This window comes from Myxococcales bacterium (assembly GCA_016712525.1).
In the GTDB taxonomy this organism is placed as follows: domain Bacteria; phylum Myxococcota_A; class Polyangia; order Polyangiales; family Polyangiaceae; genus JAAFHV01.
The window spans coordinates 2,188,223-2,204,519 of the sequence record JADJQX010000001.1; the positions used below are offsets into that span (position 1 = coordinate 2,188,223).

11 protein-coding genes and 1 pseudogene are annotated in these 16,297 nt (G+C 67.8%); 7 read left to right on the plus strand and 5 right to left on the minus strand.

Going from position 1 to position 16,297, the window contains the following annotated elements; translation table 11 throughout:
- Positions 1–6 precede the first annotated feature (6 nt).
- From IPK71_09340 to IPK71_09350, 3 genes are all read right to left on the minus strand, one after another.
- Complete coding sequence (locus tag IPK71_09340) at positions 7–636, minus strand: glutathione peroxidase (GenBank protein MBK8213943.1); 630 nt, start codon at positions 634–636, stop codon at positions 7–9.
- A gap of 156 nt (positions 637–792) precedes the next feature.
- The gene (locus tag IPK71_09345; GenBank protein MBK8213944.1) at positions 793–1,098 is read right to left on the minus strand and encodes a hypothetical protein; all 306 of its coding nucleotides are present in this window, start codon (positions 1,096–1,098) and stop codon (positions 793–795) included.
- 162 nt (positions 1,099–1,260) lie between these two features.
- Positions 1,261–2,406, minus strand: a complete 1,146-nt coding sequence (locus IPK71_09350; GenBank protein ID MBK8213945.1) for an acyl-CoA dehydrogenase family protein — start codon at positions 2,404–2,406, stop codon at positions 1,261–1,263.
- Positions 2,407–2,496: 90 nt separating this feature from the next.
- Here IPK71_09350 and IPK71_09355 point away from each other — a divergent pair, with 90 nt between their 5' ends.
- From IPK71_09355 to IPK71_09385, 7 genes and pseudogenes are all read left to right on the plus strand, one after another.
- Complete coding sequence (locus IPK71_09355; GenBank protein ID MBK8213946.1) at positions 2,497–3,018, plus strand: MarR family transcriptional regulator; 522 nt, start codon at positions 2,497–2,499, stop codon at positions 3,016–3,018.
- A gap of 106 nt (positions 3,019–3,124) precedes the next feature.
- Entirely contained in the window at positions 3,125–4,210 is a 1,086-nt protein-coding gene (locus IPK71_09360; GenBank protein ID MBK8213947.1) for a hypothetical protein, read from the plus strand.
- 328 nt (positions 4,211–4,538) lie between these two features.
- Positions 4,539–5,786, plus strand: a pseudogene (locus IPK71_09365) (ATP-binding cassette domain-containing protein).
- Between the two features lie 54 nt (positions 5,787–5,840).
- Entirely contained in the window at positions 5,841–6,590 is a 750-nt protein-coding gene (locus IPK71_09370) for an ABC transporter permease (protein MBK8213948.1), read from the plus strand.
- 12 nt (positions 6,591–6,602) lie between these two features.
- Positions 6,603–8,426 (plus strand): GldG family protein, encoded by a 1,824-nt coding sequence (locus IPK71_09375; protein MBK8213949.1) that lies wholly within the window; start codon positions 6,603–6,605, stop codon positions 8,424–8,426.
- A 109-nt stretch (positions 8,427–8,535) separates the two neighbouring features.
- Entirely contained in the window at positions 8,536–9,600 is a 1,065-nt protein-coding gene (locus tag IPK71_09380) for a DUF4340 domain-containing protein (GenBank protein ID MBK8213950.1), read from the plus strand.
- A gap of 143 nt (positions 9,601–9,743) precedes the next feature.
- Positions 9,744–10,202 carry a hypothetical protein gene (locus IPK71_09385; GenBank protein ID MBK8213951.1) on the plus strand — a complete coding sequence of 153 codons (459 nt, stop codon included), beginning with the start codon at positions 9,744–9,746 and terminating at the stop codon, positions 10,200–10,202.
- A gap of 91 nt (positions 10,203–10,293) precedes the next feature.
- On the opposite strand, the gene IPK71_09390 is transcribed toward IPK71_09385, so the two are convergent.
- Positions 10,294–14,241, minus strand: coding sequence for an AAA family ATPase (locus IPK71_09390; GenBank protein MBK8213952.1), 3,948 nt, complete (start codon positions 14,239–14,241; stop codon positions 10,294–10,296).
- On the minus strand, positions 14,238–16,274 hold the full coding sequence (locus IPK71_09395; protein ID MBK8213953.1) for an FAD-dependent oxidoreductase: 2,037 nt from the start codon (positions 16,272–16,274) through the stop codon (positions 14,238–14,240). Before IPK71_09395 ends, IPK71_09390 begins: the two co-directional genes overlap by 4 nt.
- Positions 16,275–16,297 lie beyond the last annotated feature (23 nt).

The following is a 16,297-nucleotide window of genomic DNA, read 5'->3' on the forward strand; positions in this document are numbered from 1 at the left end:
GCCTCGTCACTTCGCCGCGAGCGCGTCGTCGATGGCCTTGCGGAGCTCGTCCGAGTCGGGCTTCACCTTGCTCGGGAATGCCTTCTTGACCTGGCCGTCTTTGCCGACGACGTACTTGTGAAAATTCCACTCGGGCGCGCCGAAGCCTTTGGCGAGAAAGGCATATACGGGAGAGGCCCCGTCGCCCTTCGTCTTCACCTTCTCGAACATGGGGAAGGTGACGTGGAACTTGGTGGTGCAGAACGTGGCGATCTCCTGCGACGAGCCGGGCTCCTGTCCGCCGAAGTCGTTCGAGGGGAAGCCGAGCACCGCGAAGCCCTTGGGAGAGAGCTCTTCGTGGAGCTTCTGGAGGCCCTCGTACTGCGGGGTGAAGCCGCACTGCGAGGCCGTGTTCACCACCAAGACGACCTTGCCTTTGTAGGCCGCGAGCGACTCGTCTTTGCCGTCGAGGCGCTTCACGGAGAACGTGTGGAACGAGCCCGACGCGGCCTCACCGGCCGTGGTGGTGGTCGGCTTCTGGCCCTCGGCCGCGGGTTGGGCGGCGGTCTCGGGCTTCGGATCCGGGGTCTTTTGGCAGGCCACGAGACCGAGGAGGAGGGCCGAGAGGGCAGCGAGTGCGGGCGTCCGAGAGATCATGTGAGGCTCCGATGCTCGGGCGTCGTGCCCGTCGCGCCGATGGTACACCGCGCCTCATGTGGGGAAAACGGCGACCGTCATGGTGCGTGCCGATCTCCGTGGCGGTCGCCTGCATGCGTCCGGAGCCCACGACACGCACGACGATCGACGCTTGGCTCAGGGAGAGAGCGTCGCCGAGATGACCTTCGTGGGTCCGCCGTTCTTGATGCACTCGAGCTTCTTCGGGCTCGGCCGGAGGCCGCAGTTGCACTGGAAGCCGCTCACCGTGCAGCCGCAGGCCTTGCAGATGTCGCTCGTGGTCCAGGTGGTGTCGTCCCGCTTGGTCTCCACGTCGGAGGTCACGGGAACAGGGAAATCCTCGCTCGGGGAGGGATCCTCCGGCGCCGTGGCGCAGCCAGCGGCGAGCGCGCAGGTCACGAGGGTGGCGAAGAAGACAGGGACGGCGCGGAGCGTTGCGTACATGGGGACCTCGAAGGTGAAGAGAGCGCGCCGCGGGTTCGGCTCCGCGGCGCGGATGCCCGTTTGCACCCCACGTGCCGAGCGGATCTCTCACGATCTCTCGATCGATGGCGCCCTCGCCCCGGCGCTCGCCCAGGGCGCGCCCGCCGAGCGCCCGCCGTCGGGTCAGCCGAGCACGCTCCGCGCGACGATGACACGCTGGATCTCGTTCGTCCCCTCGTAGATCCGCGTCACGCGGGCGTCGCGGTAGAGTCGCTCGACGAGGTACTCACGCGAGCAGCCGTAGCCTCCGTGGAGCTGGAGCATGCTGTCGATCACCCGGCCCGCGGCCTCGGTCGCGAAAATCTTCGCCATGCTCGCCTCGGCGCTCGCGCGTGCGCCCTCGTCGATCGCCCTCGCGGCGCGCAGCGTGAGCAGCCACGCGGCGTCGAGGTCGATGCGCGCGTTCGCGATCGCAAACTGGCTATTTTGAAAGGACGCCACGGCCTGTCCAAAGACCTTCCGCTCCTTGGCGTAGGCGAGCCCCGCGTCGAACGCCGCTTCGCCGAGGCCGAGCGCGAGCGCCGCGATGCCCACGCGCCCCGCGCCCAGCGCCGAGAGCGCCATCGCGTAGCCACCTCCCCGCCGCCCGAGGAGGTTCCGCTTCGGGACCCGGCAGCCCTCGAACGCGAGCGTCGCGGTGCCGGAGGCGCGCTGCCCCATCTTGTCCTCGTCTCTCCCCACGACGAGCCCCTTCGTCCCGCGGGGCACGACGAACGCGCTCTGTCCGTCCCGTCCCTCGCCGTCCGTGCGGGCGAAGACGAGGTGGTAGGCCGCGTGGGTCGCGCCGGTGATCCAGGCCTTTTCCCCATCGAGCACGAAGTCGTCGCCGTCCTCGCGCGCGCGGGTCGAAATGGCGGCGGCGTCGGAGCCCCCCTTCGGCTCGGTGAGCGCGAAGCTCACGGTGCCGAGCTCGCCTCGCGTGAGCGGATCGAGCCACGCGCTCCGCTGCTCCGGGGTCGCGTGCTCGGAGACGACCTTGGAGACCAGGTTGCTCGACGCCACCACCACCGCCGTCGACGCACACCCGTACGCGAGCTTCTGCATGACACGCGCGTACCCCACGTTGCTGAGCCCGGCGCCCCCGAGCTCGGGCGCCACCTTCGCCGTGAGGAGGCCCATCGTGGCGAGCTCACGGAGCTCCTCGATCGGGAACGCGCCCGTTCGATCACGCTCGGATGCGCCGGGCGCGAGCCTGCGTGCGGAGAAATCGGCGGCGGCGTCCGTGGCGAGGTTCTCTTCTTCGGTGAAGGCGAAGCCAGCGAGGTTCATGCGTCCTTTCTGGATCACGTGGCGGCACGGAGAAAGGCCCGCGCGTGGCAAGTTGACAGGTTCCCTGTCGTCATAGAACCTCACGCCCCCGTGACCTCGTCGCCGCTCGCGCCTCGTCGCCGTCGCGCCCCGCGTCCTCGCACGAAGGTGCAGGCCGTCGTCGACGAGACGATCGCGCTCTACCAGTGGCTCGCGTGGGTAGCCGACCGCCTCTACGACGAGGGCGCGAAGGGGGCGACCCGCCGGTGGGTGCTGCGCAGGCTCGCGCGTGAGGGGCCGCGCACGGTCTCGGCGCTCGCGAAGATCCGCGCCGTCCGTCGACAGTCCCTCCAGCCCGTCGTCGATGCGCTGGTGGGCGAAGGGCTCGTCTCCCTCGCCCCGAACCCACGCCACGCACGCGCGCGCCTCGTCGCCCTCACGCGTCGCGGCGAGAGCCTCGTCGCGGCCCTCGATCGGGTCGACTCCGCCGTCCTCCGGTCGGTCGCTCGAGGCATCGACGAGCGGGACCTCGAGACGACCGCGCGGACCCTCCAGGCTCTCCGCGAGGCCTTCGGGACGCGGGAGCGCTGGGTCCACGCGGCCGAGTCCGCGCGCGCTTCGGCCGCCCCGTGACGGCTCCGCGCGGCCAGAAGGGAAGGCCGCGGGACGGGCAGGCCGTTCGACAGGGATACGGCAACACGTTCACCACCCAAGTCAGATGTGTGGTGTTCTATGGCGCGTGCTCTCCCTTTCGATCGAAGGCCGTGTGCGTCGCCTGGCCGTGCCGTGGCTCGTCGCGAGTGTGGTTACCCTGAAGGCGAGCTCGGCTCACGCCCAAGAGGCCCCAGCGGCGCCGGTAGCCGTGGGAGAAGAGGCGCCCGCAGCCGCCCCGAGCGCGACGACACCCGAGGCGCGACCGAGCGCGGCCCCGACCGCGTCGTCGACGCCAGCCAACCCGCCGCCATCGCCTCGACCATCGCCCTCGAACGAGGCGCCCTCGCTTGCTCCCTCGCCGAAGCTCGCCGACTGGCGCTACCAGCTCACGCTCTCAGGGGCCCGAGGGTTCGGGGAGTCGAACGACAAGGCGGCGCCGCTCCGACGATGGGAGAGCACCCAGGGGAGCGTGTCCGCGACGCTCTTTGCGCGCAAGATCGTCGACGACCCCGGCGGGCCGCGTTCCCTCTTGCCCTTTCTTCAGCGCACGACCCGCGTGTCGGCGTTCGTCGAGGCGGGCGGCGGCTCGGATCCCTCGTCCGCGTCGACGTTCGGCGGTGGCGGCGCCTCCGTGCTCGGGTACGTGCTCCCCGCGCTCGCCTTGGGCGCGAACGCGTCGTTCAGCCAGTACGGCGTTACCCGGCTATTGGACCCGCGGCGCTTCGTCGACCTCGGCGCCCTCGTCGGTTTTCGAACGGACACGAGCCTCTTGTCGCTCTCGTACGATCACACCGTCGCGATCCTCGGCGGCGCGGTGCGGCCGGTTCGCCTCGGTGCCCTGTCGCTTCGAGAGTACGTCCTCATCGCTCGCACGGTCGGGTTCGGAGCCCAAGGGACGCTCCTCGACCAAGGCGCCTCGGGCAGCGTGTCCGTCAGCGTGTACCCGGTCGCCGACCTCGACCTCGGCGCGCAGTTCCACGGCGGTCGCGCGGCGTACTCGCTCACCGATGCCTTCATCACGACGCGCGTCGGCGGCGGAGGCAGCGCCGGCTATTGGTTCGCCAAGGTGCTCCGGGTCTCCGTCGGGTACGACGCGACGTACGTGCGCCTCCGCGCCGACGCCACGAGCCTGGACCACGTCGTCGACGCCGCGCTCTCGCTGCGACTCTGAGCCCGAGCGCGCACCCCCCACGAGCCCCTCCAGTCTGAACGCTCGTTCATGTGAGCGAGGTCGGCGCCCACGCGTTTCGTTGACACCGCCGATCCTGTCGATAGGATGCGCGCCCGCGGGGTGTGTCTTCACGAATTCCCCGCGAAATTCAGCGGTTTCTGGCGCCACGTACGTGCTCGGCGCCCACTTTTGCGGGGAACGTTCCCGTCTTCGCAAAAGTTTCGTTCGGCGGGAACAAGTCTCGAGGCTGCCCGGTTCGGGCAGCGGTCTTTAGGGCGATTGCCCCCCTTTTCTCATCCTTCCCGGAGGTCGGATGTCCACCGACGTGATGATCTATGCGAACGACCTGTCGAAGAATTTCGGGTCGTTTCGTGCGGTCGACAAAGTCAACTTCGAGGTAAACCGCGGTGAAATCGTGGGTTTTCTGGGGCCGAACGGCGCCGGCAAATCGACCACGATGCGCATTCTCACGTGCTTCATCGCGCCGAGCTCGGGGACGGCCCGCGTCAACGGCCACGACGTCTTCGAGCACCCGCTCGCGGTGCGCGAGAGCCTCGGTTACCTCCCGCAGCGCGCCCCTCTCTACTTGGAGATGAGCGTCTACGAGTACCTCAAGTTCGCCGCAGACCTGCGCAACCTCGACGAGAGCACCTTCAAGAAGCGCGCTCGTTCGGTGGTCGAGGTCGCGGGGCTCGCCCAGGTGCTCGGCAAGGAGATCCGGCAGCTCTCGCACGGCTATCGCCAGCGCGTGGGCCTCGCGCAGGCGCTCATCCACGACCCGCCCATTCTCATCCTCGACGAGCCCACGAGCGACCTCGACCCGAACGAGAAGGCCGAGTTCCTCGAGTATTTGCGCCACATCGGCAAAGACCGCACGGTGCTCCTCTCGACCCACAACCTGAAAGAGGTCGAGACGGCGTGCGCGCGCGCGATCATCGTGTCGCGTGGGCGTGTCGTGGCCGACGGCTCGCTCGACGAGATCCGTGGCAAGAGCGGGCGCGTCCGTTACGTGGTCGCGGTCCAGGAGTCGACCGACTCGCCGTACCGCGGCACCGGCGCTCTCCCCCGCGAGAACGAGGTGGCCGACCTGCTCCGTAGCGTGAAGGGCGCCACCCGCGTGAACGAGCTGCCGACCGACGATCGGGCGCACGCCTTCGAGCTCACGAGCGAGCGCGACATCGACCTGCGCGCCGACATCTTCCGTGCCATCGCCGACAAGGGGTGGGTGCTCCTCGAGCTCCACCGCGACACACAAACCCTAGAGGACGTCTTCCGCCACCTCACCATCGGCGACGAGCGCCGAAACCGCCAAGTCGGGAAGGCCGAGCCTGCCCCCGCCGCCTCGCGAGACGAGGACGACGACGAGGACGACGAGGACGAGGACGACGAGGACGAGGGCTGAGCCATGAGCGACAAAACCAAGGAAGAAGAAGAGAAGAAGAAGAAGCTCGCGGCCGAAGAGGACGACGACGACGACGACACGTCGGACGACGACACCTCGGACGAGAGTGAGGAGAGCGAGGACGAGAAGAGCGACGACGACGAGGACGAAGAGGAAGAAGACGAGAAACCCGCTGTCGCGGCGAAATCGTCGTCCTCGAGCTCCTCGGCCAAGGCGCCCGCGCCCGCCGTGTCGGCGTCGTTCACGAAGAACCTCTGGACGATCACGAAGCGCGAGTTCGCCGGGTACTTCAACTCGGCCCTCGCCTACATCGTCATCAGCGCCAGCATGGTGCTGTTCGGGCTCTACTTCTTCTTCTACCAAGGCGGCATTTGGCAGATCGACCGCGCGTCGATGGGCCGCATGTTCGACTTCGTGCCCGCGTGGATCTGCTTTTTGACGATCCCGCTCTTCACGATGCGCGCCATGAGCGAAGAGAAGCGCCTCGGCACGATCGAGCTCTTGATCACGCTCCCCGTGCGCGACTCCGAGGTCATCCTCGGCAAGTACCTCGGCGCGCTCGGCGTGCTCGCGGTGCAAATCGGCCTCCTCGTGCTCTACCCGGTCGTCATGTTCAAGTTCCCCTGGAACATGGGCGCGTTCGACTGGGGTCCGTTCTGGTCGAGCATCCTCGGGCTGTTCCTCATGGGCGGCGCCGGCATCGCGATCGGCATGCTCTTCTCGGGCATGACCGAGAGCCAAATCGTGAGCTACTTCGCCACCGCGGCCACGTTGCTCATCCTCTTCTTCGTCGGCTCGCTCGTTCAGTTCGTGAAGGGCTGGCCCGGCGAGGTCATCTCGTTCTTCAGCTTCCAGACGCGCTACGAGCCGTTCGCCCGGGGTCTCATCGACACCCGCGCGATCGTGTACTTCGTGTCCGTCACGGTGCTCTGTTTGCTCGAATCCTTCCGGCAGCTCGAGGGCCGGAGGTGGCGCTGAGGTCTTAAAACCATGGAACGCAAAGCCAAAGCAGCGACCGAAGCCGGCGCGCTCATCCTCATCATCGCGGCCATCCTCGTGGCCGTGAACGTGCTCTCCGCCGTGGGTGGGTACAAGCGCATCGACGTCACCAAGAACGAACGCTTCACCCTCTCGAAGGGCAGCGGCAACCTGCTTCGCAGCATGAAGCAGGAGATGAAGTGCGACGTGTACGTGACGAAGGGCCTCCCCAAGCTCGACGCCTTCGTCCGCGACCTTCGCGATCTCCTCCTCGAGTACAAGGCCTCGAGCGGCGGCAAGTTCGACTTCACCCTCATCGAGGCGAAGGACGAAGAGCAGAAGAAGGCCGCCAAAGACGCGGGCCTCGTGGAGCAGCCCTTCGGCGAGGCCACGGACGACCAGGAGAAAGCCTCGGTCACCCAGGGCTTCATGGGCATCGTCTTCAAGTACGGCTCCGAGAAGGACGCCATCAAGTTCCTCCCGCCCGACCGGTCCGAGGGCCTCGAGTTCTGGATTACCAATAAAATCCGCGAGGTTAGGGACAAGGGCGACAACATCAAGCACAAGATCGGCATCGTCACGGGCAAAGACGAGCTCAAGCTCACCGACACGAACCTCGTGCCGGCGAACATGGGCAAGCCCTCGCTCCAGCAGATCGTGCTGCAGAACTTCCCGTTCTATCAGTTCGTCGACGTCGACCTCAAAGAGGGCGGCTCCGAGGTCGACGACACCCTCGACGGGCTCATCATCACGCAGCCCGGCAAGGACTACACGGAGAAGGAGCTCAAGCGCGTCAACCAGTTCGTGATGAAGGGCAAGAGCCTCGTCATCGTCGCGAGCGCGGTCAACGTGAAGTCCGGCGATGCGCAGATGCAGGCCACGCTGTCCACGCACGGCATCGAGAAGCTCACCGAGGGCTACGGCATCGTCATGCACAAGGACGCGGTGCTCGACTTCGGGCGCCCGTTCCGCGTGGGCGTCATGACCCAAGGCGGCCTCGCCAGCATGCGCTTCCCGCAGTTCATCGACGTGCAGGACAACCCCGCCTACACCGGCGACGAGCAGTTCCTCGACACGTCTTTCGCGGGCTTCTTCCGCATCCCGGCGCTCGCGTTCCCCTTCGCCTCGTCGCTCGAGCTGAAGAAGGACAAGCAGCCCGACATCGCGGCCGACAAGTTCCGCGTCGTGGCGCGCTCCACCCCGCGTGCGCTCCGCGAGACGACCGACTCGGTCGACCTCAAGGCGTTCAAGGCCTGGAAGCCCAAGGGTGAGTTCGCGCAGCAGAACCTCGCGGCCTCGGTCGAGGGCACGCTCAAGTCGGCGTTCCCCTCGGGCGACGGCGTCACGGTGCCCGAGAAGAGCGAGAAGCCCTCGCGAGTCCTCGTCATCGCGTCGTCGGCGTTCCTCACGAACCCGTTCGCGCGCGCCGGCAACGGTCCCGACATGGGCCAGATGGGCATGATGATGCCCATGGGCGGCGACGAGCAGCTCCTCCAGATCGCGGGCCCCTACGCCCAGCAGGCGCTCACGAACACCATCTTGGCGTTCAAGAACACCCTCGACTGGATGACCGGCGACACGGACCTCTTGGCCGTCTCGGCGAAGATCCTCTCCGAGCCGAACCTCGTCTACGGCGACGTCGCCAAGCCGAAGTTCGAGGACGAGACCGACGAGCAGATCAAGAAGCGCGAGGACGAGATGAAGTCCGCCCGCAAGAAGCAGCAGCACTGGATCGAAGCGGTGCTCGTGCTCATGATCCCGCTCGCCTTCGCGCTCATCGGCGTGTTCCGGCGTATGCGTCGCGATGCGGCGCGCGCGTCGGTCTCGCTCGCCTGAACCGAGCCGACCACACGGGAGGGAGAGCGTTCTCCCTCCCGTCTTCGTTTCGAGCCTCCCTTTGCGCCCCGTCGAGAGGCAGGGCAATCCCATCGGAAATCCAAAGACCATGGATACCCAGAAGAAGATCATCCTCGGAGTCGTGGTGCTCGCCGTGCTCGGCGGGCTCGCCTACAAGCAGATCAAGTCGGATGCCGAGGTCGGCAAAGCGACGACCACGGCGGCGGAGCCCCTCCCCGAGCTGAAGGTCCCCGAAGACGTCGACAAGATCTCGGTGACGAACGGCAAGAAGGGCGAGGTCGTCCTCGAGAAGAAGGGCGACAAGTGGGTCCTCACGAAGCCCGTCCAGGCCGACGCGAACCAGCAGGCCGTGAAGTCGATGCTCGACAACATGAAGGAGCTCAAGGTCAAAGAGGTGGTGAACTCCACCGTGACCGACGAGCAAAAGAAGGACTACGAGTTCGACGCCGACAAGGTCGTTCGGGTGCAGGCCTTCAAGGGCGCGGACAAGAAGATCGACGCCTCGTTCGGCAAGTCGGGCGGGCGCGGGCAGCTCCTCATGGTCGACGGGAAGCCCTCGGTGTTCGCGGGCACGGGCTACTCGAGCTACGTGTACGCGCGTGAGGTGAAGAGCTGGCGCGACGCCGACATCTTCAAGTTCGACGACGCGAACGCCAACCAGATCACCATCGTGAACAAGAACGGCGAGCTCTCGTTCACCAAGGGGGACAAGTGGGCCGGCACCTTCAAGGCCAAGCCCGCCGACCCTGCGAAGCCGATCGACAAGCTCGACGACGCCAAGATCACCGAGCTGCTCCGCGCGATGAAGGCCCTCAACGCGGACGATTTCGGCGACAAACCCGCCGCCGAGCTCGGCCTCGACGCTCCCGAGGCGACCATCACGGTGTCTCTCAAGGACAACGCCGGCAAGTACGTGCTCAAGCTCGGCAAAGAGGACAAGGACAAGAAGTACTTCGCCAAGAAGGACGGCTCCGACGTCGTCTATGTCGTCGGCGCGTACCCGTCGGAGCTCATCACCGCGGCGGTCACCAAGTACCAAAAGTCGGGTGACGCCGGCGCCCCGTCGGCCCCTCCGCCCATGCAGATGCCTCCGGGCATGGGGATGCCTCCGGGCATGGGGATGCCTCCGGGCATGGATCCCCACGGTCACTGAGCGACGCGAAAGCTCGCGCGAGGTGGCGGGTCTCGTCGAGGCCCGCCACACGTCTTTTTGTGCGGGGCTGCGAGCGCGGTGCGTTTGGCCGCCGTGGACTCGTCGAGGCGCTGTAGGCTCGGTGGCGCGAAAGGGGTTCGTTCATGAAGAAGCTCGTCATCGTCGTGTTGGCCGGGGCCGCGCTCGTCGCGGGGGTCGGGTGTGGGAAGTCGAAGGTCACGCAGTGCAATGCGCTCATCGACGCCGCCAACAAGAGCCAGGCGGGCTTCGAGCACGTCGATCCCGACAAGCCCGAGAAGATGAAGGCCGCCCTCGAGAAGGTGAAGAAGGGCAACGCCGAGGTGGCCGCGGTGCAGCTCGAGGACCCGAAGCTCAAGGGGTTCCGAGACGACTACGTGAAGACCCACGAGGCGCTCGCCGCGTCGTTCGGAAAGCTGGCCGATCTCTCGGTGAAGCTCGAGAAGGCCGAGAAGTCGAACGATGCCAAAGCCGCAGAATCCCTCGGAAAAGAGGCGGAGGCGCTCGAGAAAGCGATGGACAAGGACTCGAAGGACTCCGACAAGGTCATCGAGGGCATCAACGGCTACTGCCACGCGCTCTGAGCAGCTCCTGCGTGCGGAGCGGGCCGCCTCCTGGGGTCCGCTCTTCGGCCCGCTCACGGCCCCCGCCGCCGCTGCTTCAAGAAGATGCAGTCTACATAGATATCGGAGCGAGCACCCGTAGGAACCTCTCGGGCGCCGCGATCCCCATCGAGGTGAAGTGCGCGCGGCCGGCGTCGTGCTCGGCCTGCTCGTCGGGAGCTCGGGGAAGCCTCGCGAGGGCCGCCGCGGCGGCGTGGAGCAGGACGTCGGCGCGACGAAGCTCCCGCGCCGCGACCGAGTACTCGGTACGAGCGCGCGTCGACTCTCGTCGCGCGGTGGCGATCCCTCCTCGAACGAGCGCCGCCGCGCCCCGACCCGCCGGACGGTCTTCGCGCTCGAGCGCCTTCGCGTCGCGCTCGGCCTCTGCCAGCGCCGAGGGGACGTGTGGGCTCGCGGCGAGGGCTACCGTCGCGCGGAGGAGGAGCGCGTCGAGGCGCATGAGCAAGACGCGCTCGAGCCCCGAGCGCTCGTAGACGCGATAGGCGCTCGCGAGCCTACGGTACGCATCGTCCGTGCGCCCTTCGTAGAGATCACACCACACGTGCACCTTGAGCGCGAGCCAGTGCTGGTAGTGGAAGCCCTTGTCCGTCCACCTGGCGATGGCCTTCTCCGCGCGGCGGCGCGCGCTCTTCGGATCGTTGGCGGCGAGCTCGGTGATCGCGGTGTAGAGTTCCGCGGTCACCCACGAGTACCTGTCACCGACGCGCTCCGACGCGCGAGACCAGGCAGGTGCGCTCTTTCCGATGGCGGCCAGGTCCCCGCGCCAGATGCGCGCGTTGTGGCAGCTCGAGCGCCCGGTCGCGCACTCCCACCCCACGCCGACGGCGCGAGATTCGAGCGTCTCGATGCCGCGCTCCATGAGCTCGAGGCCCGGGAGCCACTGCCCGAGGCTCATTTTGGCCGTGCCGAAGCAGATGTCGATCGTGCCCAGCACCGAAGGATCCTCGAGCGACTCGGCGAGCGCGAGCGATTTCCCGATGAGCGCCATGCCCCGCCGCTCGCCGCCGCGATCACCGCCGAACACGTTCATCATGCCGTACATCGCGAGGCTTCGAGCGACCCGCCGAGGCTCGCCGGCGCGGAGCGCGAGCTCCAAGGTTCGAACGAAGAAATAGGCGCCGCGCACCGAGTCGACCGCGAGCAGCCCTTTTCCCGCGGACCACGCCACGTCGACGCGCGCGAGGTCGGCCTTCGGTACCTCGGCCTCGGGGCGCGTGCGCGTGCCCGTGCCTCGAATCTCGAGCGCCGCGATGCGCGTGAGCATGGCGAGGACGGCGCGCCTCGGCGTCTCGGGGTACGAGAGGCCTACCTTCTCGAGCACGGGGCGGAGCACCTCTACGCCCTCGTCGATGCGCCCGCTGACGAGGAGCTGCTCTGCCGCGAGGCGCCGCAAATCCAGCGACGCAGGCTCGCGGCTCTCGGCGGCGGCCGTGAGGAAATGCGGCGCGGCCTCGGCCGAGCGGCCCGCACAGACCAGCGTCTCCGCGAGCCGCACACGAACACGGACGATGTCCTCGATGTCGCGAGGTGCGCAGTCGAGCGCGAGCGAAAAGAGCTCGGCGGCGCGATCGAAGGCGAGGCCCTCGGCCTCGAGCTCGGCGGCCTTTCGTGCGTTCGTGTAGGCGCGAGGGAAGTCGCCCGCCCCATGGAAATGGAGGGCGAGATCGCGGGCGTCGGCGCGACCCGAGCCCTCGAGCGCAGAAGCTATCGCGAGGTGACGGGCCCGGCGCTGGTCGTCGGGGAGCGCACCCGAGGCGTGCTCGCGGATGCGGTCGTGGTAGGTCTCGATGGTGTCCCTTTGGCGGGCCCCACGGGTTCGTACGAGCCCGTGGGCACGAAGGGTGGCGATGACGGCCCTCGCGTCGTTCGAGAGGCCGGCGGCCTTTTCGACGATACCTTGCTCGAGGGGGCGTCCCGCGACGGCGACCACCTCGAGGGTCCGCCGCGCCCGCTCGGAGAGCCCGGAGAGCCGCGCGGCGACGACCTCGGAGAGCGAGACCTCTACGGCGCCACCGGCAGAGACGTGCCTCACGAGCTCCCCGACGAAGAACGGGTTGCCATCGGATTCGCGCGCGACGGCCGCGACGACCTCGTCGGACGGGGGGGGATCGGCCGCCGCGAAGAGCCTGCGTGCGAGGTCGCACGAGCCCTGGAACGAGAGCGGTCCGACGTGCAAATCTCGAATTCTATCGCGCAGATCGGGGTGGGTTAGCGCCGCGAGCGCGGGGCTCGTCGCCACCTCTTCGCGACGGAACGTGGTGACGAGCAAGAACGGTGGTCGCTCGGGTGGAGACAAGAGCTCGACGAGCAACCTGCCGCTGTCCTTGTCGCTCCACTGGAGGTCGTCGATGTAGACGACGATCGGCTTCTGCGCCGAGAGTCGGCCGAGGATCCCCTTCAAGCACGCGAAGGCTCGGCGCTGGAGCTCCACCGGCTCGACGGCACGGTCGTCGGGGCGAGCGCCCGCGGCGATCGCGAGGTCGGCCAGCACCGGGAAGATACGCGACAGCTCGCCGATGCCGTCGGGGACGATCTGGGCCCGCTCCTGCCAAGGCACGAAGCGGAGCTGCTGACCGAGGGCGTCCACCACCTCGTCGAACGCCTTGAAGCGCACGCTCTCACGCTCGTAACACCGGCCTTCGAGGAGGGTCGCCTCGCCCGACGCTCGGAGCCCGTCGAGGAAGGCCCGTACGACCGAGCTCTTGCCCACGCCCGAGTGCCCGGACACGGCGACGGCGACCGTGTTGCCTCGCTTCACGTCGGCGTACGCTTCGGCGAGGAGCGAGAGCTCTCGTTCGCGACCGACCAGCGACAGGGAAGATGCGTTCTGCGACGACGAGAGGGGCCCCGGCGAGACGGAGCTCGGAGGGCGAGCGTCCTGAGGCGAGTCTCCCTGCGGTTGGAACGGGCTCGTCGAGCTCATGACCGGCGGTGCCGAGACCGGGCCGTTTCGCTCCTGCGACGACGAGAGCTCCGAGCGCGCGAGGCCCTCTCCCGTCCCCGTGGCGAGCGCCTCCGGGTCGCCGCCGAGCCTCCGCACGACCTCGGCGGCCGACGGGCGCGCCTCGGGGGACGTCGCGAGCAAATCCATGCATAATGCATCCAAGTGCTCGGGTAGCCACGGCGCGTACGAACGCGGCCGGGGAGGCATCGCGTTGACCTTGCTGGCGAGGACGAAGAGCGGCGATCCGGCGAACGGCCTGCGCCCGACGAGCACCTCGTACATCATCACACCTACGGCGTAGAGATCCGTTGCCGCCGACACCGGCTGGCCGAGGACCTGCTCCGGCGCCATGTACGCGGGCGTCCCCGCCGTCGGTCCGTAGAGATCGAGACCGACCTCGCCCTTCACGAGGCCGAAGTCGAGGACGACGGCGCGCCCCTGGGCCGTGACACGCACGTTGGTCGGCTTGACGTCGCGGTGGAATTTCCCGGCCTTGTGGAGGGCCGAGAGACCGCACACGACCTGGATGATCGTCTCTCCGAGGCGGTCGAGCCGCGAGGGATCGAGCGGTGGTGCGACGTCGTCGTCGTCCGTTCGCTCGGTGCGCACGACGGGCTCGGGGAGCGTCGCGGCGAGCGGTTCGGCGCGGCTCTTCTCACGCGGTGACATGCGTTTCCCGCGCACGTGGTCGAGGAAATTCTCTCCCGCGACGTAGTCCATCACGAAGAACGTGTCGTCGCCGTCGGCCACGAGCTCGTGGAGGAGCACGAGGTTCCGGTGCACGATGTCCGCGACGCTCCGAAACTCGGCCTTGAGGCGGCGCAGGCCGTTCGGGTCGAGGCTTCGGAGCGTCTTCAGCGCGACGACCTGCCCGCGTTCACGATCGACCGCTTCGTACACCACGCCCATCCCGCCCTTGCCGAGCATGGAGACCACCGCGTAGCGCCCGAGCTCGATCGGCGCCTCGCGCGAGGCGGGGAAAATCGAGCCTCCGAGGCGCGGACCACGGCTCGACGTCGACACGGGGCTCGATTCCGGTGGGGGCGGTAGGGTCATGTCGTTGGGGGGCTCATGGCGCCGTCGATGGCGCTCACGTGCTCGGCGATTCGGCTCCCGACCTCGGTGGGAGGTGCGTCGTGGGAGGGCAAGACGTGAGCGGCGAGCGCCACGGCGACGTCTCTCACGTGCCGAAGGAGCTCGGGCACGCGCGCGGCATCGCTCGTGGACATCGGGTTTCCGTCGCCGCTGAGCACCTTCGCCACGAGCTCTCGCAAGAACGCGGGGAATCCGCGCGGGCTCGCGAGGCCCTCCGCGAAGCCCTCGAGGCGTGCCTTCCCGTTCGGGCCGAGGAGCTCTTCGCGAAGCTCCCGGAGCACGGCCTCCACGTGGTCGGGCGTGATCGTCGGGGCCGCCGAGAGGGCGTCTCCCGCGACCGCCGTGGGCGCTTGGCTCGTGGGCAGAGGCAGCGCCCCCGAGAGCCCGAGGCTCCGGGCCACCTCGTGCGCACGGTAACGCCCCGATTCCATCGCCCCCGACATGTACCCGAGATCCACGCGCATATCGGAGTATTTGGTGTAGTACGGGCCCTTGGAGGTGGGGAGGAGCACCTTGTCGGCGCCATAGGCCGGTTTGTGCTCCGGGGCGAAGAGATCGTAGCGAGGCGAGGTCGAGTGGGGCGTGAGGTTCCGCGCGTTCTCGGCGCACGCGAAGAACACCTTGTCGTCCCACGAAGCATCGAGGAGCTGGCCCGGCTCTCCGGTGAGCATTCCAGGCGTGAAGATCGTGTTCGGTCCACCGCCGACGTGGGGCTCTTCCGGTGTCCACAGGTAGTGGTCGAGGCGGATCATGAGGCCCGCCTCCGGGAGGGCCCGCTCGTCTTGGAAGAGGTCGCGCAGCGTGCCCGTGATCCACGTCACGATGGCGTCTTGCGTGGGGTTCGGTCCGAGCTTGGCGAGCTGCTCACCCACCGTGAAGGTCATGAGCACGAAGGGCCCCTCGGGGCCGGTCCCCGAGTTGTCCATCACCCAGAGAATAGGGTAGTTCGCCCCGCCGACGTAGCCGTCGTACGAATAGCCGTTCGAGTCTCGCCAGAAGGGCTCTTTGTAGAATACTTGGCACTTCAGCGTCGTGCCCATGGGCTGGGACATGAGCGCCTTCCTGGCCGCGGGTGGCTCGGGCAAGAAGGTGATCTTTCCGGCCGTGGCGGGCGACGTGGCGACGATGACTTTCTTCGCCCTGATGCACTCGCCCGTGTCCGTCGTCACGACCACCGTGTCGCCGCGGAGGTCGATCGTGGTGGCGCGCGTGCCCTGGGTGATGGTGTGTCTCACCTTCGCGGCGTACGCCTCGGCGAGGGTGCTCGTGCCCTTGTTCAGCCAGTATTGCTGGGGCCCGCCCACGTCGTCGTTGATCTCGTTCAAGAAGCCGTCGTTGCAGGCGGTATACCAGAGTAGGTAATAGGGAGAGATCTGGGACGGCTCGACCGAGAGCAGGGCCTCGATGCTGATGCGCATGAGGTCTTTCACGGTGGGCACGAGCCACCATTTTTCGCCGAGCCACGACCAGACGTCGACCTTGTCGAGCGCGAGCAGCCAGTCGGGGCCCTTCCAAGGCTCGACGACGTCGATCGAGGCCTCGATGAGGGACATCTCGGCGATCATTCCGACCATCCCGATCGCCGCCACGATACCGAGCTGAGGTGGCGCTCCGGGGATCCCGAAGAGGCTGTCCGTTCCCTTGAAGCAGTAGCGCTCCCCATTCAGGATCATCACCTCCCAAGGCGGCACGATCTTGGTTCGGAGGTTCGCGCCGTTCACGAGCCCCTCGGGCAAAAGCTCCCGAATCTGGTCCATGATCGTGTTCTGCGCGTCGCCCACGTACTCGGCGCCATGGTCGAACCGGAGCGGCGAGCCCGCGGGGATGCCTGCGTCGTACGCGTAGGCGCGTCCGCCGAGATGGTCCGTGTACGAGTCGAGGAGGCGCACCTTCGCGCCCATCGCGGAGAGCTCGCGGGCCGCCGAGATCCCGGCAAACCCTCCACCAACGATCAGCACGTCGAGCGGGGCGGAGTCGGTACCGTCGGTCTTCATCGGGATCCTCCTTCGGCGTACCT

Bases quoted from the DNA above. Each gene is read 5' to 3' on its own strand.
- IPK71_09350 (MBK8213945.1), bottom strand. From the start codon at position 2,406: ATGAACCTCGCTGGCTTCGCCTTCACCGAAGAAGAGAACCTCGCCACG.
- IPK71_09385 (MBK8213951.1), top strand. From the start codon at position 9,744: ATGAAGAAGCTCGTCATCGTCGTGTTGGCCGGGGCCGCGCTCGTCGCG.
- IPK71_09345 (MBK8213944.1), bottom strand. From the start codon at position 1,098: ATGTACGCAACGCTCCGCGCCGTCCCTGTCTTCTTCGCCACCCTCGTG.
- IPK71_09375 (MBK8213949.1), top strand. From the start codon at position 6,603: ATGGAACGCAAAGCCAAAGCAGCGACCGAAGCCGGCGCGCTCATCCTC.
- IPK71_09380 (MBK8213950.1), top strand. From the start codon at position 8,536: ATGGATACCCAGAAGAAGATCATCCTCGGAGTCGTGGTGCTCGCCGTG.
- IPK71_09390 (MBK8213952.1), bottom strand. From the start codon at position 14,241: ATGACCCTACCGCCCCCACCGGAATCGAGCCCCGTGTCGACGTCGAGC.
- IPK71_09395 (MBK8213953.1), bottom strand. From the start codon at position 16,274: ATGAAGACCGACGGTACCGACTCCGCCCCGCTCGACGTGCTGATCGTT.
- IPK71_09340 (MBK8213943.1), bottom strand. From the start codon at position 636: ATGATCTCTCGGACGCCCGCACTCGCTGCCCTCTCGGCCCTCCTCCTC.